Source organism: Rhizobium sp. AN5, assembly GCF_900215255.1.
Lineage (GTDB): Bacteria > Pseudomonadota > Alphaproteobacteria > Rhizobiales > Rhizobiaceae > Agrobacterium > Agrobacterium tumefaciens.
Genome location: NZ_OCMJ01000004.1, coordinates 1,305,945 through 1,329,565, shown reverse-complemented (window position 1 = coordinate 1,329,565; position 23,621 = coordinate 1,305,945). Strand labels below are relative to the sequence as shown.

Here is a 23,621-nt window from a genome sequence, read left to right as displayed (position 1 = left end):
ATTGTCCGGTTATGAATCGGATAGGCCCTTGGACAAGTATTATAGCATAACCGAACTGACGCGCGAATTCGGTGTTTCCACCCGCACCTTGCGATTTTACGAGGATGAGGGCCTCATTCACCCTGAGCGACGCGGGCGTACGAGGCTTTTCAGGTCTGCGGACCGGCGTCTCATTCAGGAAATCCTGCGCGGCCGCCGTATCGGTTTCACGATCGCAGAAATTCGCGAGATCATTCACGTCTACAAGGAGCCGCCGGGCGAATCAGGCCAGCTTGTGCTTCTGATGAAGAAGGTCGATGAGAAGCGCGCCGATCTCAGGCAAAAGCGCAAGGACATCGAAGAGACGCTGGCCGAACTCGACAATGTCGAAGAGGCTTGCCTCACGCGCCTTGCCGAAATCGGCGTAGGGACCTGATGCAGGTTTCCCGCCGTCGCGCTTGACGTGATGGCCCTAGATTTCCCGCGGAGAAGAAAACCTCTCCCTCCGTCACACTTTTGATTTTACGCGACGTGGATAGATCCTCGGGTCAAGCCCGAGGATGACGCCGAGCGTAGACTGGGCGTGTGTCGTCCTTTACTGCGCCTCAACCGTGCACTGTTGCGCCACGTCGCTGACCTTCGTCTGCTGCTCGGCGCTGAGCTTGCCTTCCATCATGATGTCAAACAGGCTTTCTGCCTGCAGCTTTTCAAGCGTGCAGCCGCAGAAACGTTGGCATAATTCCTGCCCATTAGCCTGCTGGACGCAGCTTTTTTCACAACTCGATTTGTAGAGCTCCACCTGGTCGACAGGGGGAGGCGGTGCCACAAGTGATACCGCGTAGACGAGGCCAATCAGCGCCGGCTGATGAATGAGGTAAAAGGCAAGGCTGTGACGGCCCGCCGTTGCTATCAGATTGCGGGGGGAGCTTGGGTTGCGAAAACGGTCCAGCCAGTTGCGAGGCGCGACGAATTGCGAAACCGCAAGTCCTGCAAGAAACGGCGCAAGCCACGGCAAGAGCGGCACATAATCGTTCGAGCGCGGCGGCATGGTGGAGAAACCGACCCACGCCAGCCATTTGCTGTTGAAAAAATCCGACTGGACGTAGTGCGGCAGCGTAAAGGCAAGAGCCGCGAAAAGCAGCGTCACCAGCGGGGGTGCCCGCAGGAATAGCAGCCCGACAAGGCTTGCAGCAGCTATGTTGTGCAGGATGCCGAAAAAGATGAAGCTATCCGGAAAGGCGACATAGGTGGCGATGGTGATGAGTAGCGCCGAGCCCGCCACCATTGCAAAACGCTTGCCGAAGGACGGCCAGTTTATGGCTTTGCCATGGGCTAGAAACAGGCTGAAACCGGCGAGGAACAGGAACGAGCTTGCAATGGCACGCGCATAAAGCTTCCACAGGCCGGTGGTTGCCGTACCCGGCTCCAGATAGCCGAAATATTCCAGATTCCATGTGAAGTGGTAAGACGCCATGGCGATGAGCGCCAGCCCGCGCAGTGTATCGAGACCGCCCATGCGGCCTTTGCGGCGGGTGTCGATTGCAGCTGTTTCTGTTTCCATAATTCCCGCTGTTTCAGCTGTCTGAAGCCGTTGTCTACTCAAGGGCTTGGCCCGTGAAGTAAGGCTATTTCAAGGCCCGGGCCTGTCCATGATGGCGCGGCGGGCCTCGGAGAAGAACTGGCGGCGCAACAGCGCCACTATGATGATGACCGTGCTTGCGATGAAGACATAGGGGCTGATGAACCAGCCGAGATAACCGATCGACAGGAAGATCGTCCGCAGCCCATCATTGAAGTTCTTAGCAGCGATGATGTTCATCTTTATGACGTTTTCAGCAGCACGCTCGGCAGCGTCGCGATCCGCGTTGACATCATGGACCATGGGGATGGCACCAAACAGGATCGTGCAATAATTGAACAGGCGGTAGGACCAGCCGAACTTGAAAAACGAGTAGCCGAAAAGGCAGGTTAGCCCCATGACCTTCAGTTCGAAGGCCGTGCGCCCGGCATACTGCACGAAGGGCAGGTCGCGAAACACGGTTTCGACCCGATCTGTCGCCCCCAGAAGAGCAAAGCAGCCGCCGATGGCAAAGATCGAGGTGGACGCGAAAAAAGCGGTACCATTTTGCAAACCTGCCATGATCTGCGTGTCGATCATCTTCAGGTCGCGTTTGAGAGAATTGTAAATCCAGTCGCGCCGGCGCTCCGCCATGGCCTGATTAAGGCTGGTTCGCGAAAACAGCGTCGTTCCCGTCGTGAGGTGGGTATAGGTGGCCCATAACACGATAAAAACGACGATCGAGATATAGTCCATGACGGTCATCACGGGCAGGTCACCTTGCTGTTTGCGAATCTTCGCGGCCATATTGATTTGAAGGCCATGGCAAGGCAATGGCAGCGGCCTCCATGGGCAAATATTCTCCCGCCGCGTTGCAGCTTCTTCATTTCGTTTTCTGCTAACGTTCCGGTAACCAAGTGGCTTTATCAATCCCGTCGCGGACGGAAAGGTCTGCCGGTTCCGGGTCAAGGTTTTGCGTACCGGTTCCGCTTGATTTTTCGCCGACACCGCTCGTCGATTGACAGAATGACCGTTCGCACCTAGCTTTTTGTCAGGACCGGTGTTTCCGGCATCCGGAGTTGCCAAGGCTGTCATATGTCCCGCATCGTGCGGGCAGGTTTTGTCGTCTCCGACCCGGTATCATCGGCAGTCCGGCGTGAATAACCGGGGGACGCCTTTTTCTACGAATCGTTCCCTTCATGTACGGCTGTCTCTGGCTTGCGACACCGCAATGATGCCGGTCCGTCTTATTCTTTTCTTCCAGGTTCTTCATGACAGATAAAAACCGCTCCGTTTTCATTCTAGGCGGCGCGCGCTCCGGCAAGTCCCGTTTTGCCGAGGACCTTGCGGGCAAAGCCGACGGGCGCCTGCATTATCTGGCCACCGGCCGGGCATGGGATGACGAGATGCGCGATCGCATCGACCATCATCAGGCCCGGCGCGGCGAGGAGTGGACGACACACGAGGCGCCCGTTGATATCGCTGCCGTGCTCGCGCGGCTGGATGCGCCGGACAATGTCATCCTGATCGACTGTCTGACATTGTGGCTCACCAATCTGATGATGGAGAACGCCGATATCGAGACGGCGTTCGCCACGCTGGCGGCGGCAATCGCGTCCACCAAGGCGAAACTGATTCTCGTCTCTAACGAGGTCGGCCTCGGCATCGTGCCGGAAAACCGCATGGCGCGCGAATTCCGCGATCACGCCGGAAGGTTACACCAGCGCGTCGCGGCCACCGTCGACGAAGTCTATTTCGTCGCAGCCGGGCTGCCGCTGAAAATGAAGGGCTGACGCAAGCCCTGTAAAAGCCGGTGTCGCGCGTCGGCGTCCGTTGTTTCAGTTTCTACGTACTTCTTATCGCCAAATCCTGGCTCGGTTTTGCCGGTGCTGCGACAGCTTCTCTTTCTTGATCTGGATCAAGGTGGCTTCCCCACGCCGGTGGCAATGCTCCAACCGACGCAAAGGCCCGTTTCCGCTTCGTAAAGCGCGCGCCAAGCCTTTCGTCGGTCTGCTTGCACGTTGGGGGAAACCAACAATGAATTACACGTTAGAAACCGCGATCGTGGCCCTTGGGGCCTTTCTCGCGCTGCTCGGGGCTGCTTTCGCTCACGACAGTCTTTTCGCCGCCCATATGTGGGTGCTGTTCTCTACGCTTCTGGTCAGCACGGTGCTTCTGCTGCGCCGTGTTTCTTTCGCGCCTGTCGATCAGGCCGCGCGCGCCCGGCTGAAATCCGAATATTTCGATGAGGTCGTGAAATACGGCGTCGTCGCTACTGTGTTCTGGGGCGTGGTTGGGTTTCTGGTCGGGGTCGTGGTGGCGCTTCAGCTTGCCTTTCCCGATCTCAACATCGCGCCCTATTTCAATTTCGGCCGGATGCGGCCGCTGCACACCTCCGCGGTGATCTTCGCTTTCGGGGGAAATGCGCTGATTGCCACGTCATTTTACGTGGTGCAGAGAACCTGTCGCGCACGCCTGTTCGGCGGCAATCTCGGCTGGTTCGTGTTCTGGGGCTACAACCTCTTCATCGTCATGGCTGCCACCGGTTATCTGCTTGGTATCACCCAGGGCCGCGAATACGCCGAGCCGGAATGGTATGTCGATATCTGGCTGACGATCGTCTGGGTTGCCTATCTCCTCGCATTTCTCGGCACCATCCTGACGCGCAAGGAACCGCATATCTATGTGGCAAACTGGTTCTATCTGAGCTTCATCGTGACGATCGCCATGCTGCATATCGTCAACAACCTCGCCATTCCGGTGTCGTTCCTCGGCGTCAAGAGCTACTCCGCTTTCTCGGGCGTGCAGGATGCGCTGACGCAATGGTGGTACGGCCATAACGCCGTCGGCTTTTTCCTCACCGCCGGCTTCCTCGGCATGATGTATTATTTCATTCCCAAGCAGGTGAACCGCCCGGTCTATTCCTACCGCCTGTCGATCATCCACTTCTGGGCATTGATCTTCATGTATATTTGGGCCGGTCCGCACCATCTGCACTATACGGCGCTGCCGGACTGGGCGCAGACGCTCGGCATGGTGTTCTCGATCATGCTGTGGATGCCGTCCTGGGGTGGCATGATCAACGGCCTGATGACGCTATCGGGCGCCTGGGACAAGATCCGTACAGACCCCATCGTGCGCATGATGGTGATGGCGGTGGCCTTCTACGGCATGGCGACCTTCGAAGGTCCGATGATGTCGATCAAGGCCGTCAACTCGCTCAGCCACTATACCGACTGGACCATCGGCCACGTGCATTCCGGCGCTCTCGGCTGGAACGGCATGATCACCTTCGGTGCCATCTATTATCTGACGCCGAAACTGTGGGGCAGGGATCGCCTCTACAGCCTGCAACTGGTCAACTGGCATTTCTGGCTCGCCACGATCGGTATCGTCATCTACGCCGCCGTGATGTGGGTGGCCGGCATCCAGCAGGCCTTGATGTGGCGCGAATACGATACCCAGGGCTTCCTCGTCTATTCCTTCGCGGAATCGGTCGCAGCGCTGTTCCCCTATTACGTGATGCGTGCGCTGGGCGGCCTGATGTTCCTCAGTGGCGCGCTGATCATGGCCTACAACGTCACGATGACCATCCTCGGTCATCAACGCGAGGAGGGCGTCCGCAATGACGCTGCACCTTCGCTGCAGCCCGCTGAATAAGGAGAGGCCGATGTCCATACTCGACAAACACGGTGTCATCGAACGCAACGCCACTCTGCTTCTGGTCGGTTCGCTGCTCGTCGTCTCAATCGGTGGTATCGTGGAAATAGCGCCGCTTTTCTATCTCGAAAACACCATCGAGAAGGTGGAGGGCATGCGGCCCTACTCGCCGCTGGAACTGGCCGGGCGCAACATCTACATCCGTGAGGGATGTTATGTCTGCCACAGCCAGATGATCCGGCCGTTCCGCGACGAGGTGGAGCGTTACGGTCATTACAGTCTGGCGGCGGAATCCATGTACGACCACCCGTTCCAGTGGGGTTCCAAGCGCACGGGGCCGGACCTCGCACGCGTGGGCGACCGCTATTCGAATGAATGGCACGTGCAGCATCTGGCCGATCCGCGCTCCGTCGTGCCGGAATCGATCATGCCGTCCTATGCGTTCCTCAAGACCACGCCGCTGAAGATCACGGATATCTCGATGGAGCTGAAGGCTAACCGCGCCGTTGGCGTGCCCTATAGCGACGAGATGATCGAGAAATCAGCGGCTGATCTTCACGCGCAGGCCGATCCGAACGCCGATACGACCGAGCTTCTGGCGCGTTACCCGAAGGCGAAAGTCGGCGATTTCGATGGCGATCCAGCCAAGCTTACCGAAATGGATGCGCTGGTTGCCTATCTGCAGATGCTCGGCACGCTGGTCGATTTCTCGACCTATGACGATGCCGCCGGATATCGGTGAGGAGGCGACACGATGGAAACCTACACGGCCATGCGCCACTTCGCCGATAGCTGGGGCCTGCTTGCCATGACCCTGTTCTTCGCCGGCGTCGTCGTTTTCACCCTTCGTCCCGGATCGAAAAAAGCTGCGGACGACGCCGCCAGCATTCCGCTTAAGGAGGACTAGGATATGTCCGAAAAACACATTGATGACATCAGCGGCGTCGAAACCACCGGCCATGAATGGGACGGTATTCGCGAGCTGAACAATCCGATGCCGCGCTGGTGGGTCTGGACCTTCTACTTCACGATCCTCTGGGCCATCGGCTACACCATCGCCTATCCGGCATGGCCGCTGATCAATGGCGCAACGCAAGGGTTGCTCGGCTGGAGCAGCCGTTCCGAGATCGCCGCCGATTTGGCGGACGCCAAACAGGCGCAGAGCGTCTACTCCGACCGAATCGCCAGTTCCCCGCTCGCCGAGATTGAGGCCGATCCGGCGCTAAGGCAATTTGCCCTTTCCGGCGGTGCCGCCGCCTTCAAGGTCAATTGCATCCAGTGTCACGGTTCGGGTGCGGAAGGCGGGCAGGGATACCCCAACCTCAACGACGATGACTGGATGTGGGGAGGCAGCGTCGAGGATATCTATACGACGGTAAAGCACGGCATTCGTTTTGCCGACGATCCCGATACGCGCCTGTCGGAAATGCCGGCCTTCGGCGATATCCTCAAGTCCGAGGAAATCCGCGAGGTCGCCGCCTATGTCGTCAGCCTGACCGGAACGCCTTCCAACCCGTCACTCGTAGAACCCGGTAAACAGATTTTCGCCGACAATTGCGCCTCGTGCCACGGTGAGAACGCCAAGGGCAACCGCGAGTTCGGCGCGCCCAACCTGGCCGACGCGATCTGGCTGAAGGCCAGTGGCGAGCAGGGGATCGTTGCGCAGATACGGTCGCCGAAACACGGGGTCATGCCCGCCTGGGGTGAACGGCTTGGTGATACCACGGTCAAGCAGCTTGCGATCTTCGTCCACTCGCTGGGCGGTGGCGAGTGAACGTCACAGCCAACAAATGGAAAGGGCCGCTTAATGCGGCCCTTTTCTTATCGATCAGACCAGACGGCCAGTTCGTATCCATCCGGATCGGTGAAGTGAAAACGGCGTCCGCCGGGAAAGGTGAATATGGCGACGCTGATCTGCCCGCCGGCTGCCTCGACGCGCCGGTGCGCATTCTCGATATCGGCGGCGTAAAGAATGACAAGCGGTCCACCCTTGGCCGAGACGGGTGCCGTGGTGGTGAAACCGCCGGTCAGCCGGCCATCGGAAAACTCGCAATATTGCGGGCCGTAATCCTTAAAGGACCAGCCGAAAGCGCCGCCGTAAAATTCCTTGCTGCGCTCGATATCGGCGACGTTGAATTCGACATAGTCTATGCGCCGGTCATTCGTATTCGTGGTCATCGTTTTATCCTTCAATCCGTTTCGAGCAGCGACTTCAGTGTTTCCAGATCGACCCGGACCATCTCCGCATCCCGTTCGAAATCCTCGTCCGTCATGTCCGGCAGGCGAAGCAGGGTAAAGCTGACTTCGGCACCGCTGCCATTCGGTGTTACCCGCAGCGCGTTATAGACCTTCATTCCATCCGGCAATGTCACGACATGGTCTATCACGCCGAATTCGTTTAAGGGCGCGAAATTGACGCGGACCTCACCCAGCGGGCCGCCATCGGCGATCCAGTCCTCGCCGTCTGGTTTAAGACCGCCTGCTAGACCGGCGGCCCAGCGCGGCATGTTTTGCGGGTCGGAGGCGAAATCAAAGACATGGCTCCATGGTTTTTCCACCGACAGATGAATGATTTTCGACTGCATGACTGGCATCTCATCCTCCCTGTTTAATGCAGGCCGCAGGCTGCGCCACTTTGTCCGCGCTTGATGTAAGTCAAGGATGTTTCGCCGGTGAGATGGGAGAAAGCAAGGAGATAAAAACGGACTGCAATCATGAACATCTATCCCGTCGGACAGGACCGCCCGCAACAGCCCGTCGAAAGGCTGGAGGCGGAAGCTGTCAATTCCGCAAAAACGCGTAAACCCCTTTATGAAGCGCGCAAGAAAATTTTCCCGAAGCGCGCGGAGGGCCGGTTCCGGCGGTTCAAGTGGCTGGTCATGCTTGTCACGCTCGGTATTTATTATCTGACGCCGTTTCTGCGCTGGGACAGGGGACCCTATGCGCCCGACCAGGCGGTGCTGATCGATATTGCCAACCGGCGCTTTTATTTCTTCTTCATCGAAATCTGGCCGCAGGAGTTCTTTTTCGTCGCGGGATTGCTGGTCATGGCGGGCCTGGGGTTGTTTCTCATCACCTCCGCCGTGGGACGCGCATGGTGTGGCTATACCTGTCCGCAGACCGTCTGGGTGGACCTGTTTCTGGTCGTCGAGCGGGCGATCGAGGGTGACAGGAATGCCCGCATGAAGCTCGATGCAGCACCTTTCACGTTCGGCAAGTTGCGCAAGCGGGTGATGAAACACGCAATCTGGCTGGTGATCGGCGTGCTGACCGGCGGCGCATGGATCTTCTATTTTGCCGATGCACCGACGCTGGCGAGGGAGTTCATGACGGGGCAGGCACCGATGATCGCCTATACGACAGTCGCGATCCTCACCGCCACGACCTATGTTTTCGGCGGGCTGATGCGGGAACAGGTCTGTACCTATATGTGTCCCTGGCCGCGCATTCAGGCGGCGATGCTGGATGAGAACTCGCTGGTCGTGACCTATAATGACTGGCGCGGTGAACCTCGCACGAGGCACGCCAAAAAGGCTGCGGCGACAGGGGAGAGCGTCGGCGATTGCGTCGATTGCAATGCTTGTGTCGCAGTCTGTCCCATGGGCATCGACATCAGGGACGGGCAGCAGCTGGAATGTATCACCTGCGCGCTCTGTATCGATGCCTGCGATGGGGTGATGGACAAGATTGGTAAGCCACGCGGGCTGATCGCCTATGCGACGCTGTCCGAATACCAGTCCAACATGGCGCTTGCGACCGGCAACGGCCAGCACGCAATCCGGCCTGCGAATGTGCGCAACGAGGACGGCGGGTTCAAAAACAGCATTCGCCATTTCGACTGGCGCATCGTCTTTCGCCCGCGCACGCTTCTTTACACGGCAATATGGGGTGCAGTCGGCATCGGCTTGCTGTTGGCTCTGGTGACGCGCGAGCGGCTGGCTCTGAACGTGCTGCACGACCGCAATCCGCAATATGTGCTCGAATCGAACGGGTCCATCCGCAACGGCTATACCGTTCGCATCCTCAACATGGTGCCGCAACCGCGCATAATGAGCCTGACGATAGAGGGAATTCCGAGTGCGGTGATGAAAATAAACGGCGTGCCGGATGCAGCCTCGCGCAGCTTCGAGGTGATGGTGGAACCGGACGAGGCGACAACGCTGAAGGTCTTCGTCACCCTGCCGGGCAGGCACGTCGCGCGGGCTGCTGAAAATTTCGAATTCATCGTCAGCGATACGGGCGGCCATGAGACGGCCCGTTACGACGCCGTCTTCAACGCTCCGGGAGTGAAAAAATGACAACGACCAATCGCCAGACGTCCGGTTTCATTTTCACCGGCTGGCATATGCTGGGTGTTATGGTGATGTTTTTCGGCATCGTCATCACCGTCAACATGGTGATGGCTTGGAACGCTGTCACCAGCTGGAGCGGGCTGGTGGTGCCCAATACCTATGTTGCCAGCCAGCAGTTCAACGCCAAGGCCGAGGCCGCCAAGGCAAGGGCCGCGACCGGCATCAAGGGCAGGCTCGTGGTAGATGATAAGACCGTGCGCTACGAGGTGTTTCATCCAGATGCCGGCCCTGTGGATACGGATTCGGTAACGGCGCGTTTTCGCCGGCCGGTCGGCGAGCACCAGAATTTCGACATGGAGCTGACCCCGGTGTCTACCGGGGTCTTCACCGGCCCGCATGACATGCTGCCCGGCCAATGGATCGTTGAGGTCACTGCCGTAAAAGACGGCAGGATCATCGTGCATGAGGGCACGCGGATCGCGGTGATCAGGGGGCGTCAATGAGCTGTTGTGCACCGGGAACGGAAGGGTCGCTTCAACTCGGCGAACCGGTCAACCCACCATCATCAGAGGAGCTGATGCTGGCAAGCCGCGATCTGGGGCAGGGGCTGCGCCAGACAGATCTCAGCGTGCCCGGCGTTTATTGCGGCGCCTGCATCACCACCATCGAAACCGCGCTGCGCCGTCTCCGCCAGGTGGAGCAGGCGCGCGTGAACCTGTCCTCCAAACGGGTGGCGATTGTCTGGAAAGAGGATGTCGATGGCATCCGGACAGATCCCGCCGAACTTGCCCGCGCAATCCTTGCAACCGGATACCGGACGCATCTTTTCGCGAGCGGACAGGATGCTTCGGACGTGTTGCGCTCGCAACTGATCAGGGCGGTGGCGCTCTGCGGCTTTGCTTCCGCCAATATCATGCTGCTATCCGTGTCCGTCTGGTCCGGGGCCGATGCCGCGACGCGTGACATGTTCCACTGGATTTCGGCGATGATTGCCGCGCCGGCGCTGATCTATGGCGGCCGGTTCTTCTATCAGTCGGCCTGGAATGCGCTGAAGCACGGGCGCACCAATATGGATGTGCCGATCGCGCTCGCCATCACGCTATCCTACGCAATCTCGCTGTGGGAGACGATTCATCATGGCGAACATGCGTGGTTTGACGCGACCGTGTCGCTGCTGTTCTTCCTGCTGATCGGCCGCACGCTTGACCATATCATGCGTGACAGGGCGCGCTCGGCCATTGCGGGCCTGGCCCGGCTTTCACCACGCGGCGCAACCGTTATCGGTGAGGACGGAACGCGGGAATATCGCTCGCTTGGCGATGTGCTACCCGGCATGACGATTGCGATTGCTGCCGGTGACCGCGTGGCGGTGGATGCGATGGTCATTAGCGGAAGCAGCGATCTCGACATGTCCATCGTCAACGGCGAAAGCGCGCCGCGTCGGGTGGAGGCAGGTGATCTGCTTCAGGCAGGCACGCTCAATCTCACCGGTTCGTTCGCCGCGCGGGTGACCGCATCGGCAAAGGATTCGTTTCTCGCGGAAGTGATCGGGCTGATGGAGGCGGCGGAAGGGGGGCGGGCGCGCTATCGGCGGATCGCCGACCGTGCCGCGAGCTATTATTCGCCCGTCGTACATCTTCTTGCTCTCATGACCTTTCTCGGTTGGGGCGTTTTGGGCGGCGACTGGAAGCAGGCGATGCTGATCGCGATTGCGGTTCTCATCATCACCTGCCCATGTGCGCTTGGCCTTGCTGTTCCGGTGGTGCAGGTGGTGGCGGCAGGCCGGCTCTTTCGTCATGGCATCATGGTCAAGGAAGGCTCGGCGATGGAGCGACTGGCCGAAATCGACACCGTGCTGTTCGACAAGACAGGCACCCTGACGGTCGGGAAGCCGCGACTGGTGGAAACCGGCGATGTGAACCCCGCCGCCATGGCGATTGCGGCTGGCCTTGCCGCCCATTCACGCCATCCGCTGTCCAAAGCCCTGCATGCAGCCTATGGCGGAATTTTACCGGTCTACGAAGCGGTGCGTGAAATTCCCGGCTCCGGTGTTGAGGCTCTCACGCCGGCGGGAACCTACCGGCTTGGCAACCGCCGTTTTGCCTGCCCGGATGAATCTCAAATGGAAAACGGCGACGCGCGGTCGGAAGTGTTGCTTTCGCTTGACGGCGGGTATCTGGCGAGTTTCGGTTTCGAGGACAATCCGCGTCCTGGCGCCGTACAGGCACTGCGCGGCCTTTCTACGCGAGGATTGGTGCTGGAAATCCTGTCCGGCGACCGGGTGCCTGCCGTGAAGGCCATGGCGCAGCGTCTGGGCATTGCCAAATGGAACGCGGACCTGTCGCCGAAAGACAAGGCGGGGCGCTGTGCGGCGCTGGCAGGCGAGGGACGCAAGGTTCTGATGGTGGGCGACGGCATCAATGATGCGCCGGCGCTGGCCGCAGCACATGTTTCCATGGCACCGGCAACCGCCGCCGATATCGGCCGGCAGGCCGCCGACTTCGTGTTCATGCACGAGAATCTGGATGCCGTTCCTGTCGCCATCGAGACATCGCGGCGGGCCGGACGGCTTATCCGGCAGAACTTCGCGCTTGCCATCGGCTACAATGTCATTGCCGTGCCGATTGCGATTGCCGGTTATGCGACGCCGATGATCGCGGCCATCGCCATGTCGACATCGTCGCTCATCGTTGTTGCCAATGCGCTGCGTCTTGCCGGAACGGCTGAAGCCGTTTCTGCGCAACAGAGCGTGTCGACCGGATTTGCGGGCGAGGGGGCGCAACCGGCATGAACATGTTGATCTATCTCATCCCCGTCGCCCTGTTTCTCGGAGCGCTCGGGCTTTTCGCCTTCCTCTGGTCGGTGCGCTCAGGGCAATATGAGGATATGGACGGCGCTGCCTGGCGGGCGCTGGACGATGGCGACGACCGGCCACGACGTTCCTAGGGGAGGCGGCATTGGTTACGACCTTCCCCCGACCTGTCGCAAATATGCAAAGCTGATTTGCGTCATCAAAATTTAATCGTTTCAGTCGCCCCTAGCCTTGCCGTTTGTTCATTACAGTGCCACAACACGACCACCTAAAAGCAAGATGGAGGCACATCCGTGGAACAGGCAGAAATCGGTTTGATCGGTCTCGGCGTCATGGGCTCGAACCTGGCGTTGAACATCGCGGAAAAGGGCAACAAGATTGCCGTATTCAACCGAACCCCTGAAGCGACGAAAAAATTCTACGCCGAGGCTGGGGACTTGCAGGGGCAGTTGATCCCTTGCGAAACCATCGAGGAATTCGTCGCCGCCATTCGTCCTCCGCGCCCGATCATCATCATGATCAAGGCCGGCGATCCGGTTGACCAGCAGATGGAAATCCTGAAGCCGCATCTCTCGAACGGCGACATCATGATCGACGCCGGCAATGCGAATTTCCGCGATACGATCCGCCGTTTCGACAATCTGAAGGATAGCGGCCTGACCTTTATCGGCATGGGCGTATCCGGCGGTGAAGAAGGTGCGCGTCACGGACCGTCGATCATGGTCGGCGGCACCGAAGATAGCTGGAAGCGCGTCGAGAAGGTTCTGACCTCGATTTCCGCCAAGTATAATGACGATCCGTGCGTGGCATGGCTCGGCAACGACGGTGCCGGTCATTTCGTCAAGACGATCCATAACGGCATCGAATATGCCGACATGCAGATGATCGCCGAAATCTACGGCATCCTGCGTGACGGCCTGAAGATGAGTGCGTCTGAAATCGCCGATGTATTCGGTGAATGGAACAAGGGCCGTCTCAACTCTTATCTGATCGAAATTACCGAGAAGGTTCTGCGCGCCGCCGATCCGATCACCGGCAAGCCAATGGTCGATCTGATCCTTGACAAGGCCGGCCAGAAGGGCACAGGCAAGTGGTCGGTTATCGAGGCGCAGAACATGGGCGTCGCCGCAACTGCCATCGAGGCCGCCGTGGCTGCCCGTATCCTGTCGTCTCAGAAGGACGAGCGCGAAGCTGCCGAGAAGATCTTCGGCCTGCCGACCGTTGCAGCTGCACCCGCTGACAAAAAGGCCTTTATCGCCGATCTGGAAAGCGCGCTTCTGGCCGCCAAGGTCGGTGCTTACGCACAGGGCTTTGCCGTCATGTCGGCAGCATCGAAGGAGTTCAACTGGAACCTGCCGATGCCGACGATCGCCCGCATCTGGCGCGCCGGCTGCATCATCCGCTCGGAATTCCTCGATGAGATCACCTCGGCCTTCACCAAGGATCCGCATGTGGCCAACCTTATCGTGACGCCTGCCTTCTCCGGCATCGTCAAGGACACCGACGCCGCCCTGCGCCGTGTCGTTTCCTACGCGGTTCTCTCTGGTTTGCCGGTTTCGGCGCTCGCTTCCGCGCTTGGTTACTTCGACGCCTATCGTCGCGCCCGCGGCAGCGCGAACCTTATCCAGGCGCAGCGCGACTTCTTCGGCGCGCATGGCTTCGAACGCACCGACGGTGTCGACAAGCCGCATGGCCCGTGGGGCAGCGGCGCCGACATTTTCTGATCGGCTATAACGATAAACGACAAAAGGCCCGCGCAAGCGGGCCTTTTTCATTTCATCCGTCGATTTTACTTAGCGTGCCGCAGAAAGGCCGACGATCAGGCCAGTGACGGCGTTGATGAGCAGGAACTGGTTGTCGACGCGTACCCAGCGCTGGTCGCGACGCGGTTCTGCCAGACGGTAACGGCGATAGTCGCGGCGGTCGACGAAATGACGACGCTCTGCCGCCGAGAGGCGCTGACCGCGATCCCAACGGTGCTTCTTGACGATGACCTTTTTGGTGGTGGTGTGACGCTCGACGGTTACGCCGCGATGACGATCGTCGTGGCGGCTTTGTGCCTGGGCCATTGGAGCAGCAATAACAGTGGCGGCCAGAAGAATGGTGACGAACTTTTTCATGAATGTTTCCTCTCGTGTTTCGATAAGGAGAACTTACGAATAAACGAATGAACGGAAACTGAATTTAAAATTAAATTTATGTAATGGTTGTTAATGGTTAGACGCGGACGTTAATCTTTCTGTTGGAGATTTCAGTCCAGTTTTTGCATCGATCAGGCCGCCCGGTGGAAACCGGGCGGCCTGTTTCAAGCATCAAACGCGTTCGGCGGATTTTGCCCAGAGGTTGATATCCGCGTCCTTCGCGTAACCGTCGATTTCCGCAAGCTCCTCTGCGGAGAAATCGGCATTGTCGAGCGCCTTCACGCAATCCTCGACTTGTTCAACACGGCTCGCACCGATGAGCGCCGACGTGATGCGACCACCGCGCAGCACCCAGGCGATGGCCATCTGCGCGAGCGTCTGGCCACGCCGCTCGGCAATGCGATTGAGCGCGCGGATGTTTTCGACGTTGCGCTCGTTGAGGAAGGCCGGGTTGAGTGACTTGCTCTGCGATGCACGGCTGCCATCAGGCACCCCACCCAGATATTTCGTCGTCAGCATGCCCTGCGCCAGCGGCGAAAAGACGATGGAGCCGATGCCAAGATCTTCCAGCGTATCGACCAGACCGTCTTCCTCGATCCAGCGATTGATCATGGAATAGCTCGGCTGGTGGATGATGCAGGGCGTGCCGAGATCTTTCAGGATCGCGGCGGCCTCACGGGTGCGCTTCGAGTTGTAGGACGAGATGCCGACGTAAAGCGCCTTGCCCGAGCGCACGATCTGGTCCAGCGCGCCGCAGGTTTCCTCAAGCGGCGTGTTGGGATCGAAACGGTGGGAGTAGAAGATATCGACGTAGTCCAGCCCCATGCGCTTCAGGCTCTGGTCGCAGGACGATATCAGATATTTGCGGCTGCCCCATTCGCCGTAAGGACCGGGCCACATGTTGTAGCCCGCCTTGGACGAGATGATCATTTCATCGCGGTAGCCTCTAAAATCCGTCTTCAGGATTTCGCCGAAGGCGGTTTCGGCGCTGCCAGGCGGTGGGCCGTAATTATTGGCGAGATCGAAATGGGTAATGCCGAGGTCGAAGGCGCGGCGGCAAATGGCCTGTTTGGTCTGGTGCGGCGTGTCGTTGCCGAAATTGTGCCACAGCCCGAGCGAGATCGCCGGCAGCTTCAGGCCAGTCTTTCCGCAATGATTGTATTTCATGGATGTGTATCGGTTTTCGGCCGGTTGCCAAACCATGGGTCTTCCTCCACTTGCTGATGAATGGTTGCCGGGAAGCCGGCAAACCTTTGAAAGATGAGGGCAGGCGCAACGTTGCCTGCCGTTCCGCTAAGGATGGTTAAGCCTTTCGCCGCTTGGTTTCAATGCGAGGATTGGCAGGTATAAAGATCGAAGATACGGAACTGCGGCTGCCCGCTACCCGCCTTCGGGGTGAAGATGATCCGGCGTGTTTCGCCCGCTGCGAGATCGAACAGATTGTCGGAATAACGTCCGGGCTGATCGGCCTCCAGCATGACGAAGAGGGCAAGACCTGCTGCGGTGACATCGATTTCGAGCTGGCCGTTTTTCAATGTGCCGACGGAGAACGTCAGTCCGGCGGGCTGGAGCTCCAGAGACTTGTAGGTGTCGCGCACATGATGGCCTTCGCCTGTCATGCCGTTGGATGCTATGAAGTTCCAGGCAAGAATGGAGCCATCAGGCAGACTGTCCATGTCGATTTCGGTCAGCGTCGCCGCCTTGTCCGTACCGCACGTGCCGTTGGCGGATTTCAGCGGCACGCGGTTGCCCTCCATGGTGAGGGCGACAATATTCATGTCGATCTCGACATCTTCCGCCGTGTCGTTGACCATGGAGAAACTTAACCGGCGTCCGTCTTCCGAGGGAATGGCGGAAACCGCGACCGGCTGGAAGAACCGGCGGGCGGCATAATGCAGGGCCTTCCAGCCGCCGCCGTAATCCAGGCTCGACCATGAGGCAACCGGCCAGGTATCGTTGAGCTGCCAGTAGAGTGTGCCCATGCAATGGGGTTTCAGCGAGCGCCAGTAGTCGACCGCGGTGCGGATGGCCAGCGCCTGCTGCACCTGGCTCAGATACACGAAATTTTGGAAATCCTTCGGAAAGCGGAAATATCGGAACATGGTGCCCGCGATGCGCTCATTGCCGCCGACATTCTTCTGGTGCAGTTCGATCACCGGGGAGGCGATGTTCATGTCTTTCTCTTCCGCATAGGTGCGGATGACAGGCATGGAGGTGTAGGACTGAAAACCGAATTCGGAGCAGAAGCGCGGCTTGACCGAGCGGTAATTGTCGAACGACTTGTTTTCGTGCCAGACGGACCAGTAATGCATGTCGCCGGAACCATCCGCATGCCACGCGTCACCATAATCGAGATAGCCTGAAGCCGGGCTGGAGGGCCACCAGAGTGCTTCGGGGGCGGCTTTTCTCAGCGCTTTTTCGATGGTGCGGTTGAGGCGGTCGTAAGCCACGAGATAACGGTCGCGGTTGTTGCGGGGCTCCTCGAACCAGGTGAGGGCACCCACCAATTCGTTGTCGCCGCACCAGAGCGCGATGGACGGATGGGAGGACAGGCGTTTTACCTGATAGTCGACCTCGTGTTCGACATTGTCGAGAAAGTCTTCGCTGCAGGGGTAAAGGTTGCAGGCGAACATGAAATCCTGCCAGACCAGAAGACCGAGACGGTCACAGAGATCGTAGAACCAGTCTTCCTCGTAAAACCCGCCGCCCCAGACGCGGATCATGTTCATATTGGCCTCGACGGCCGAACACAGAAGGTCTTCGGTTTTTTCGCGGCTGGTCAGCGAATAAAGCGCATCGGATGGAATCCAGTTGGCGCCACGGCAGAAGATTTCCCGGCCGTTGATGCGGAAGGCAAATCGGCTTCCGGCCTCATCCTTGTCCGTCAGAAGTTCAATGGTCCTGAAGCCGATCCTGCGGATGACGTTTTCATCCGGCAAATCCACGGTCAACGTGTAGAGCGTCTGTTCGCCGCTGCCCGCCGGCCACCAGAGCGCGGGGTCTTCCACGAAGAAAACGTGGCGCACCACCGTCTCACCCGCACCCACGCCGCAATCAAGCCGCAGCCTTTCATCGTTGAGGGAAAGGTAGAGCGGAAGGCTCGCCGGACCTTCGGCAAACAGCGTGATTGCCACATGCAGCTCCACGCCTCCCTCGACATGATGTTGTGAGGTGACGACGTGTTCGACCCGTGCCGTATCGAGGCGCTTCAGCAGGATTTTGCCATAAAGGCCGAGCGGCGCAATCGCGATATTCCAGTCCCAGCCGAAATGGCACTGTGGCTTGCGCAACATGTTGCCGTTGGCAATCGGCGAATTCCCCTCATGATAGGGAATGTAAAAAGGTTGCCGCGCCTGCCGTTCCGCACCGGCTGCGATGTTGGAGTGGAAATGGATACGAATGGTGTTTTCACCGGGCCGCACGGCGCGAGACACATCGGGACGGTAACGTCGGAAGCAATTGTCCGAACTCAAGACCGGGACATCGTTGACGAAGACGATCGCGACGGTATCGAGATAATCGATATCGAGATACCAGCTGGCATCGGCGTCATCGAGGATGAAGGTCCGCTCGATGATCCAGTCCCGATGCGCGACCCATTGAACGGCATTTTCATTGGCACCGTGATAGGGGTCGGGAATGATGCCCGCATTTTTGAGTGCGCTGTGAACGTCTCCCGGCACGGTAAGGTCGGTCGCATGGTCTCCTTCCACCGAGGTCAGGCGCCAGAGCCCGGCCAGATCGATGACGGTTTCGGGCGTGGAGGAAGAAATCATGATGGGACCCTGCATGGACAAATTCAAATAGGATAAGCCGGCATTATGATGCAGGCTTGTGTCGGAATCTGGGGAAGATGCATGCCCGCCAGCCGGCCGTTATCCGGCTCGCTCAGCTCGGCAATCTCCTCCCTCCGGCAACGTTACCGTAAAACAATCGTTCCGTCATGTCTTCGGAGTGAAACTTCATGCGCGAAAAATGCCCGTTAGTACGATTGGAAAACCACGGGTACGGGTGCCTTGATATTTATTTGTTTTTATTTTTAAATATCAAATAATTATTGTTATTATTTAATCTATTTTCTTGGCATTGTTTCTCTCTTGAGCGGAAGTTTCGCGAGCGCGTAAGGTCGGTAATCCGGGATAAGCCCGTTCGATATTTTCCACGCCCTACATCGTTATAGCCAAAGGCCCGAAGACCGGATCGGGTATGACGGCGACCGGCGACGTTTGCCTTTGCAAGAAACGAAAAGCTATCTATGATTATTGTTCTGCAAAGCGTGGCGAAATGACATGAACGATACTGGTAATTCCGGCAGGGACGAAGCGAAGGCGACAACAGGTGAGCGCCCGACCTTGAAGACCATCGCCTACATGACGGGTCTTGGCATCACCACCGTGTCGCGCGCGCTGAAGGATGCGCCTGACATCGGCGCGGAAACCAAGGAGCGCGTGCGGCTGATTGCCCAGCAGATCGGTTACCAGCCGAACCGTGCTGGTGTGCGCCTTCGCACCGGCAAGACCAATGTGATCGCGCTGGTGCTGAGCGTCGACGAGGAATTGATGGGCTTCACCAGCCAGATGGTCTTCGGCATCACCGAGGTCCTGGCGACGACGCAATATCACCTCGTCGTTACCCCTCACACCCACGCCAAGGATTCCATGGTGCCGATCCGCTACATTCTCGAGACCGGTTCGGCGGACGGGGTGATTATCTCCAAAATCGAGCCGAACGATCCGCGCGTCCGTTTCATGACGGAGCGCAAAATGCCCTTCGTTACCCATGGGCGGTCCGACATGGGCATTGAGCACGCCTATCACGATTTCGATAACGAGGCTTATGCCTATGAGGCCGTCGAGCGGCTGGCGCAATGTGGGCGAAAGAGGATCGCCATCATCGTGCCGCCATCTCGGTTTGCGTTCCACGACCACGCCCGCAAGGGGTTCACCCGCGGGATCAGGGATTTCGGCGTTTCCGAATTCCCGCTGGATGCCATCACCATCGAGACGCCGCTCGACAAGATCCGCGATTTCGGCAAGCGCCTGATGCAATCAGACGATCGCCCTGACGGCATTGTCTCCATCAGCGGCAGCAGCACGATTGCGCTTGTGGCGGGGTTCGAGGCGGCCGGTGTCAGGATCGGCAAGGATATCGATATTGTGTCGAAACAGTCCGCCGAATTCCTTAACTGGATCCAGCCGCAAATCCACACAGTCAACGAGGACATCAAGCTTGCGGGCAGGGAGCTTGCCAAGGCTCTGCTGGCACGCATCAACGGTGCGCCGCCAGAAACGCTGCAAAGCGTCAGCCGCCCGGTCTGGTCCTCAATGGCGCCGAAGCCTTGATAGAAGGAACGCCTGTCCGGATCAGGACAGGCAATCCTTCAGTGAGCCGGCGATGCCGCGCATCATCTTGAAGTAGAGATCGGGACCCGGTTCAAGCGTAGCCGCTTCGGGATCGAGCGTTGCAGACTTTGCCGCCGTGCCTTCGGTTATGACGGAGATCAGTCTCGGCTCGAATTGCGGTTCGGCAAAAACGCAGGTCGCGCCAAGTTGGCGAACCTTTTCCTGCATCTCCCTGACGCGATCGGCACCGGGCAGGGTTTCGGGGCTGACGGTGATCGATCCCGCCGTTTTTACGCCGTAGCGATGCTCGAAATATTGATAGGCATCGTGAAAGACGATGAAGGGCTTGTCCTTCACGGGTTTGACCGTTTCCGCAATTTCGCTGTCGAGCGCATCGAGATCGTCGATCAGTTTTTTCGTATTGGCCTGATAGGTTTGCGCATTACCGGCATCGGCGGCAATCAGCGCGGTTTCTATCGTCTGGGCCATGGCCTTGGCATTGGCCGGATCGAGCCACAGATGGGTGTCGTACGCGCCGTGTTCATGGTCGCCGTCATCGTGCGCATGGTCATGGGCATGAGCGCCCTCGCTGTCCGCATGGCCGGCATGTTCTCCATGGGCCTCTTCGCCATCGTCATGCGCCTCGAAAGGGCCGCCTTCGCGGAAGGGAAGCTTTTCCAGCCCCTTGGCGTCTTCCAGTTCGACCACTGTTGCCTTGCTGGTCAACGCCTCCAGAGGCTTCTGCAGAAATGCCTCCAGTCCAGGCCCGACCCAGAAGACCAGATCGGCCTTTTCCAGCGTGCGGGCATTGGAAGGCCGCAGATTATAGGTATGTGGCGAGGCTGCGCCGTCGACAATGAGTTGCGGTTCGCCCACGCCACGCATGATTGCCGCGACGAGGGAATGGACAGGCTTGATCGAGACCACGACATTTGGGGCGGCGGTGGCGCCGGAGGCGGCCGCCGCTATTGCTACCGATGCCATGAGCGGGATCACGAACGATCTCATGAAATGCACTCCACTTGAAGAAGTATAGTTATGTTATTACATTTATTGCGTAACTCTATAACGTATGCGATAGCGGTAAGCAACATCGCCGATCGGACAATCCCATGCTTCATTCCGCCCATGAGGGCAAAGAGATACTGGTGTCACTTTCCAATGCCGGCGTGCAGCGCAACGGTCGCTGGCTCGTGCGCGGCGTGGAGTTTTCCGTCAGCAAGGGTGAGATCGTCACGTTGATCGGGCCGAACGGTTCGGGCAAATCAACCAGCGCGAAAATGGCGATCGGTGTTTTGAAGCCGAGCGAAGGCGCGGTATCGCGCATTGCCGGTCTGAGGGTCGGGTATGTGCCGCAGAAGCTTTCGGTCGACTGGACCATGCCGCTTTCTGTGCGCCGGTTGATGACGCTGACCGGGCCGCTTCCCGCGCGCGAAATCGACGCCGCGCTGAATGCCACGGGTATCGCGCATCTGGCAAATGCGGAAGTGCAGCATCTTTCTGGCGGAGAGTTCCAGCGCGCGCTTCTTGCCCGCGCCATCGCGCGCAAGCCCGATCTGCTGGTTCTCGACGAGCCCGTGCAGGGCGTTGATTTCTCCGGGGAGATCGCGCTTTATGATTTGATAAAAAATATCAGGAATTCAAACAATTGTGGAATTCTGTTAATCTCGCATGACCTGCATGTGGTAATGGCGGAAACCGATACCGTGATATGCCTTAACGGCCATGTCTGCTGCAGGGGAACGCCGCAGGCGGTGAGCCAGAGTCCGGAATATATGCGGCTTTTCGGTGGGTCGGCCGCCAAGGCGCTTGCCGTTTACAGCCACCATCACGACCATACCCATCTGCCCGATGGCCGGGTGCAGCACGCGGATGGTTCGGTGACCGAACATTGCCACCCCGATGATGGCCATCATCATGCGCATGAGCAGCATCATGACCATAGCCATGACCATGGGGACTGCGGCTGCGGCCACGAGCATGACGGACATGCCACTTCAATCCACCAGCAGGGAGAACGGCATGTTTGACGATTTCTTCGTTCGCGCCATGATCGCCGGCATCGGTGTTGCGCTCACCGCCGGTCCTCTTGGCTGCTTCGTTGTGTGGCGGCGCATGGCTTATTTCGGCGATACGATGGCCCATTCGGCACTGCTTGGCGTTGCGCTGTCGCTGCTGTTGCAGATCAACCTCATCGTCAGCGTGTTTCTCGTAGCCTCGGCGGTTTCGATCCTGCTGATTTTCCTGCAACGGCGGCAGGCGCTTTCCGCCGATGCGCTCCTCGGCATACTCTCCCATTCGGCGCTGGCAATCGGTCTCGTCATCGTTGCCTTCATGAGCTGGGTGCGCATCGATCTCGTCTCCTTCCTATTCGGGGATATTCTGGCCGTTACCCGCAGCGATATAGCGCTGATCTGGGGCGGCGGGCTGGTGGTGCTGGTCTCCATGGTGTTCCTGTGGCGATCTCTGCTGGCCTCCACCGTCAATACCGAGTTGGCCGAGGCCGAGGGGTTGAACCCGGAACGCTCCAAGCTCATCTTCACGCTGTTGATGGCGCTGGTGATTGCCATCGCCATGAAGGTGGTCGGCATCATGTTGATCACATCGCTGCTCATCATACCGGCGGCGACAGCCAGACGTTTTTCTTCCACGCCTGAGGTGATGGCTGTGGTCGCGTCTCTGATCGGAGCGGTTGCCGTTGTTGGCGGCCTGTTCGGATCGCTGAGTTACGACACACCATCAGGACCGTCCATCGTGGTTGCCGCCGTGATCCTGTTCGTTATAAGCCTGTTGCCGGCACCGGGTTTTTCCCGCTCCGCAGATGAAGGAGGCAAGTCATGAATGCGCAGAACCTTACCAAAAACCAGTCGCTGGTCATGAATGCCCTGTCGAATGCGCATGCGCCGCTCAGCGCCTATGTGATCCTCGACAAGCTGCGCGACGATGGTTTTCGCGCGCCGCTTCAGGTCTACCGGGCGTTGGAAAAACTGGTGGAATATGGTCTCGTGCACCGGCTTGAAAGTCTCAACGCCTTTGTTGCCTGCACCCACACGCAGGCCGAATGCTGCTCGCATCACCATGGCACCGTCGCCTTTGCCATTTGCGAATCCTGCGGGCAGGTGAACGAGTTTCACGATCACGAGATCGACCATCGCCTCGAGCGCTGGGTCAAGGACAGCAAGTTCAAGGCGGAAAAGACCACTATCGAAATTCGTGGTCTGTGCGCCGCCTGCGCGGGATAGCACCGTTTGGCGACAGCGGGCGTTCTTTCCCGCCATCCGTCATTTTTCGATGACTTCCAGATCCTTCGAAAAACGCTTCCAGTTTTCGATGTAATTTTCCGCCGAGCGGCGGATGCTGGCGACGGCCTCGTCATCCAGCGTTCGGATGGCGCGCGCCGGCGATCCGACGATCAGGGAATTGTCGGGAAACTCCTTGCCCTCCGTCACCAGCGCATTGGCGCCGACCAAGCAGTTGCGGCCGATCTTTGCGCCGTTCAGGATCGTTGCGCCCATGCCGACGAGCGAATTGTCGCCGATGGTGCAGCCGTGGATGATGGCGTGGTGGCCGATGGTGCACATTTCGCCGATCGTGGCGGTAAAACCGAGATCGCTGTGCACCATCACGCCGTCCTGAATATTGGTACCGCGACCGATGCTGATTGGATCATTATCGCCGCGCAGCGTTGCGCCGAACCAGATGCCGACATCCTCGGCAAGGATGACCGAGCCAATGACATTCGCATCGGGTGCGACCCAGTAGCGATCCGGGGCAGGGGTCTGAGGCACCCGATCTGCGAGGCGATAAAGCGGCATTGCGGTTCTCTCCCTCTGGATT

At 58.8% G+C, this 23,621-nt stretch carries 24 protein-coding genes; 15 read left to right on the top strand and 9 right to left on the bottom strand.

Annotation, left to right across the window (positions count from 1 at the left end; genetic code table 11):
* Window positions 1–28: 28 nt before the first annotated feature.
* The gene (locus CRP02_RS19040; protein WP_003515319.1) at window positions 29–415 is read left to right on the top strand and encodes a MerR family transcriptional regulator; all 387 of its coding nucleotides are present in this window, start codon (window positions 29–31) and stop codon (window positions 413–415) included.
* A 159-nt stretch (window positions 416–574) separates the two neighbouring features.
* On the opposite strand, the gene CRP02_RS19035 is transcribed toward CRP02_RS19040, so the two are convergent.
* Together CRP02_RS19035 and CRP02_RS19030 are read right to left on the bottom strand one after the other, a co-directional pair.
* A complete protein-coding gene (locus tag CRP02_RS19035) occupies window positions 575–1,540 on the bottom strand; it encodes a heparan-alpha-glucosaminide N-acetyltransferase (protein WP_097172014.1) in 966 nt (321 codons plus the stop codon).
* Between the two features lie 69 nt (window positions 1,541–1,609).
* Complete coding sequence (locus CRP02_RS19030; RefSeq protein ID WP_013636176.1) at window positions 1,610–2,302, bottom strand: DUF599 domain-containing protein; 693 nt, start codon at window positions 2,300–2,302, stop codon at window positions 1,610–1,612.
* Window positions 2,303–2,808: 506 nt separating this feature from the next.
* On the opposite strand from CRP02_RS19030, the gene cobU reads away from it, so the two are divergent.
* From cobU to ccoP, 5 genes are all read left to right on the top strand, one after another.
* Window positions 2,809–3,330 carry a bifunctional adenosylcobinamide kinase/adenosylcobinamide-phosphate guanylyltransferase gene (cobU, locus tag CRP02_RS19025; protein ID WP_097172013.1) on the top strand — a complete coding sequence of 174 codons (522 nt, stop codon included), beginning with the start codon at window positions 2,809–2,811 and terminating at the stop codon, window positions 3,328–3,330.
* 244 nt (window positions 3,331–3,574) lie between these two features.
* Window positions 3,575–5,197, top strand: coding sequence for a cytochrome-c oxidase, cbb3-type subunit I (gene ccoN / locus CRP02_RS19020; protein WP_097172012.1), 1,623 nt, complete (start codon window positions 3,575–3,577; stop codon window positions 5,195–5,197).
* 10 nt (window positions 5,198–5,207) lie between these two features.
* Window positions 5,208–5,939 carry a cytochrome-c oxidase, cbb3-type subunit II gene (ccoO, locus tag CRP02_RS19015; RefSeq protein WP_003515307.1) on the top strand — a complete coding sequence of 244 codons (732 nt, stop codon included), beginning with the start codon at window positions 5,208–5,210 and terminating at the stop codon, window positions 5,937–5,939.
* Between the two features lie 12 nt (window positions 5,940–5,951).
* On the top strand, window positions 5,952–6,104 hold the full coding sequence (locus CRP02_RS19010; protein ID WP_003502810.1) for a CcoQ/FixQ family Cbb3-type cytochrome c oxidase assembly chaperone: 153 nt from the start codon (window positions 5,952–5,954) through the stop codon (window positions 6,102–6,104).
* Between the two features lie 3 nt (window positions 6,105–6,107).
* A complete protein-coding gene (ccoP, locus tag CRP02_RS19005; protein WP_097172011.1) occupies window positions 6,108–6,971 on the top strand; it encodes a cytochrome-c oxidase, cbb3-type subunit III in 864 nt (287 codons plus the stop codon).
* A 47-nt stretch (window positions 6,972–7,018) separates the two neighbouring features.
* Here the strand turns inward: ccoP and CRP02_RS19000 are convergent, their stop codons facing one another.
* Complete coding sequence (locus CRP02_RS19000; RefSeq protein ID WP_038492817.1) at window positions 7,019–7,375, bottom strand: VOC family protein; 357 nt, start codon at window positions 7,373–7,375, stop codon at window positions 7,019–7,021.
* 11 nt (window positions 7,376–7,386) lie between these two features.
* Entirely contained in the window at window positions 7,387–7,791 is a 405-nt protein-coding gene (locus CRP02_RS18995; RefSeq protein WP_097102621.1) for an SRPBCC family protein, read from the bottom strand.
* A gap of 120 nt (window positions 7,792–7,911) precedes the next feature.
* Between CRP02_RS18995 and ccoG the strand changes: the two genes are divergently transcribed.
* The 5 genes from ccoG (at window position 7,912) to gndA (ending at window position 14,025) form a co-directional block, all read left to right on the top strand.
* Window positions 7,912–9,495: a cytochrome c oxidase accessory protein CcoG gene (ccoG, locus tag CRP02_RS18990; RefSeq protein WP_097172010.1), complete on the top strand. Its 1,584-nt coding sequence runs from the start codon at window positions 7,912–7,914 to the stop codon at window positions 9,493–9,495.
* A complete protein-coding gene (locus tag CRP02_RS18985) occupies window positions 9,492–9,992 on the top strand; it encodes a FixH family protein (protein WP_097172009.1) in 501 nt (166 codons plus the stop codon). Before ccoG ends, CRP02_RS18985 begins: the two co-directional genes overlap by 4 nt.
* Entirely contained in the window at window positions 9,989–12,280 is a 2,292-nt protein-coding gene (locus CRP02_RS18980; RefSeq protein ID WP_097172008.1) for a cation-translocating P-type ATPase, read from the top strand. The genes CRP02_RS18985 and CRP02_RS18980 overlap by 4 nt, the downstream gene beginning before the upstream one ends.
* Window positions 12,277–12,435 carry a cbb3-type cytochrome oxidase assembly protein CcoS gene (gene ccoS / locus CRP02_RS18975; RefSeq protein ID WP_003502794.1) on the top strand — a complete coding sequence of 53 codons (159 nt, stop codon included), beginning with the start codon at window positions 12,277–12,279 and terminating at the stop codon, window positions 12,433–12,435. Before CRP02_RS18980 ends, ccoS begins: the two co-directional genes overlap by 4 nt.
* 159 nt (window positions 12,436–12,594) lie before the next feature.
* Window positions 12,595–14,025: an NADP-dependent phosphogluconate dehydrogenase gene (gndA, locus tag CRP02_RS18970; protein ID WP_003515289.1), complete on the top strand. Its 1,431-nt coding sequence runs from the start codon at window positions 12,595–12,597 to the stop codon at window positions 14,023–14,025.
* Window positions 14,026–14,094: 69 nt separating this feature from the next.
* On the opposite strand, the gene CRP02_RS18965 is transcribed toward gndA, so the two are convergent.
* The 3 genes from CRP02_RS18965 to CRP02_RS18955 all read right to left on the bottom strand — a co-directional run bounded on the left by CRP02_RS18965 (window position 14,095) and on the right by CRP02_RS18955 (window position 18,233).
* Window positions 14,095–14,421 carry an RcnB family protein gene (locus CRP02_RS18965; RefSeq protein ID WP_097172007.1) on the bottom strand — a complete coding sequence of 109 codons (327 nt, stop codon included), beginning with the start codon at window positions 14,419–14,421 and terminating at the stop codon, window positions 14,095–14,097.
* A gap of 192 nt (window positions 14,422–14,613) precedes the next feature.
* The gene (gene mgrA / locus CRP02_RS18960; RefSeq protein WP_097172006.1) at window positions 14,614–15,645 is read right to left on the bottom strand and encodes an L-glyceraldehyde 3-phosphate reductase; all 1,032 of its coding nucleotides are present in this window, start codon (window positions 15,643–15,645) and stop codon (window positions 14,614–14,616) included.
* A gap of 122 nt (window positions 15,646–15,767) precedes the next feature.
* Window positions 15,768–18,233, bottom strand: a complete 2,466-nt coding sequence (locus CRP02_RS18955) for a beta-mannosidase (RefSeq protein ID WP_179784073.1) — start codon at window positions 18,231–18,233, stop codon at window positions 15,768–15,770.
* A 498-nt stretch (window positions 18,234–18,731) separates the two neighbouring features.
* On the opposite strand from CRP02_RS18955, the gene CRP02_RS18950 reads away from it, so the two are divergent.
* Window positions 18,732–19,784 carry a LacI family transcriptional regulator gene (locus CRP02_RS18950; RefSeq protein WP_013636164.1) on the top strand — a complete coding sequence of 351 codons (1,053 nt, stop codon included), beginning with the start codon at window positions 18,732–18,734 and terminating at the stop codon, window positions 19,782–19,784.
* Between the two features lie 21 nt (window positions 19,785–19,805).
* Here CRP02_RS18950 and znuA read toward each other — a convergent pair whose 3' ends face one another.
* Window positions 19,806–20,792, bottom strand: a complete 987-nt coding sequence (gene znuA, locus CRP02_RS18945) for a zinc ABC transporter substrate-binding protein ZnuA (RefSeq protein WP_097172005.1) — start codon at window positions 20,790–20,792, stop codon at window positions 19,806–19,808.
* 104 nt (window positions 20,793–20,896) lie between these two features.
* On the opposite strand from znuA, the gene znuC reads away from it, so the two are divergent.
* Genes znuC through zur form a run of 3 tightly spaced genes read left to right on the top strand, consistent with a single transcriptional unit; the run spans window position 20,897 to window position 23,026 of the window.
* On the top strand, window positions 20,897–21,814 hold the full coding sequence (gene znuC, locus CRP02_RS18940; protein ID WP_097172004.1) for a zinc ABC transporter ATP-binding protein ZnuC: 918 nt from the start codon (window positions 20,897–20,899) through the stop codon (window positions 21,812–21,814).
* The gene (gene znuB, locus CRP02_RS18935) at window positions 21,807–22,625 is read left to right on the top strand and encodes a zinc ABC transporter permease subunit ZnuB (protein ID WP_097172003.1); all 819 of its coding nucleotides are present in this window, start codon (window positions 21,807–21,809) and stop codon (window positions 22,623–22,625) included. Before znuC ends, znuB begins: the two co-directional genes overlap by 8 nt.
* A complete protein-coding gene (zur, locus tag CRP02_RS18930; RefSeq protein WP_025593459.1) occupies window positions 22,622–23,026 on the top strand; it encodes a zinc uptake transcriptional repressor Zur in 405 nt (134 codons plus the stop codon). Before znuB ends, zur begins: the two co-directional genes overlap by 4 nt.
* 39 nt (window positions 23,027–23,065) lie before the next feature.
* Here zur and CRP02_RS18925 read toward each other — a convergent pair whose 3' ends face one another.
* A complete protein-coding gene (locus CRP02_RS18925; protein ID WP_097172002.1) occupies window positions 23,066–23,599 on the bottom strand; it encodes a gamma carbonic anhydrase family protein in 534 nt (177 codons plus the stop codon).
* Window positions 23,600–23,621: the final 22 nt, after the last annotated feature.

Bases quoted from the DNA above. Each gene is read 5' to 3' on its own strand.
- ccoP (WP_097172011.1), top strand. From the start codon at position 6,108: ATGTCCGAAAAACACATTGATGACATCAGCGGCGTCGAAACCACCGGC.
- CRP02_RS19035 (WP_097172014.1), bottom strand. From the start codon at position 1,540: ATGGAAACAGAAACAGCTGCAATCGACACCCGCCGCAAAGGCCGCATG.
- CRP02_RS19000 (WP_038492817.1), bottom strand. From the start codon at position 7,375: ATGACCACGAATACGAATGACCGGCGCATAGACTATGTCGAATTCAAC.
- CRP02_RS18995 (WP_097102621.1), bottom strand. From the start codon at position 7,791: ATGCCAGTCATGCAGTCGAAAATCATTCATCTGTCGGTGGAAAAACCA.
- ccoN (WP_097172012.1), top strand. From the start codon at position 3,575: ATGAATTACACGTTAGAAACCGCGATCGTGGCCCTTGGGGCCTTTCTC.
- CRP02_RS18955 (WP_179784073.1), bottom strand. From the start codon at position 18,233: ATGCAGGGTCCCATCATGATTTCTTCCTCCACGCCCGAAACCGTCATC.
- znuA (WP_097172005.1), bottom strand. From the start codon at position 20,792: ATGAGATCGTTCGTGATCCCGCTCATGGCATCGGTAGCAATAGCGGCG.
- ccoS (WP_003502794.1), top strand. From the start codon at position 12,277: ATGAACATGTTGATCTATCTCATCCCCGTCGCCCTGTTTCTCGGAGCG.
- CRP02_RS19030 (WP_013636176.1), bottom strand. From the start codon at position 2,302: ATGACCGTCATGGACTATATCTCGATCGTCGTTTTTATCGTGTTATGG.
- CRP02_RS18925 (WP_097172002.1), bottom strand. From the start codon at position 23,599: ATGCCGCTTTATCGCCTCGCAGATCGGGTGCCTCAGACCCCTGCCCCG.
- znuC (WP_097172004.1), top strand. From the start codon at position 20,897: ATGCTTCATTCCGCCCATGAGGGCAAAGAGATACTGGTGTCACTTTCC.
- CRP02_RS18965 (WP_097172007.1), bottom strand. From the start codon at position 14,421: ATGAAAAAGTTCGTCACCATTCTTCTGGCCGCCACTGTTATTGCTGCT.
- CRP02_RS18980 (WP_097172008.1), top strand. From the start codon at position 9,989: ATGAGCTGTTGTGCACCGGGAACGGAAGGGTCGCTTCAACTCGGCGAA.
- znuB (WP_097172003.1), top strand. From the start codon at position 21,807: ATGTTTGACGATTTCTTCGTTCGCGCCATGATCGCCGGCATCGGTGTT.
- CRP02_RS18985 (WP_097172009.1), top strand. From the start codon at position 9,492: ATGACAACGACCAATCGCCAGACGTCCGGTTTCATTTTCACCGGCTGG.
- ccoG (WP_097172010.1), top strand. From the start codon at position 7,912: ATGAACATCTATCCCGTCGGACAGGACCGCCCGCAACAGCCCGTCGAA.
- mgrA (WP_097172006.1), bottom strand. From the start codon at position 15,645: ATGGTTTGGCAACCGGCCGAAAACCGATACACATCCATGAAATACAAT.
- cobU (WP_097172013.1), top strand. From the start codon at position 2,809: ATGACAGATAAAAACCGCTCCGTTTTCATTCTAGGCGGCGCGCGCTCC.
- ccoO (WP_003515307.1), top strand. From the start codon at position 5,208: ATGTCCATACTCGACAAACACGGTGTCATCGAACGCAACGCCACTCTG.
- CRP02_RS18950 (WP_013636164.1), top strand. From the start codon at position 18,732: ATGAACGATACTGGTAATTCCGGCAGGGACGAAGCGAAGGCGACAACA.
- zur (WP_025593459.1), top strand. From the start codon at position 22,622: ATGAATGCGCAGAACCTTACCAAAAACCAGTCGCTGGTCATGAATGCC.
- CRP02_RS19010 (WP_003502810.1), top strand. From the start codon at position 5,952: ATGGAAACCTACACGGCCATGCGCCACTTCGCCGATAGCTGGGGCCTG.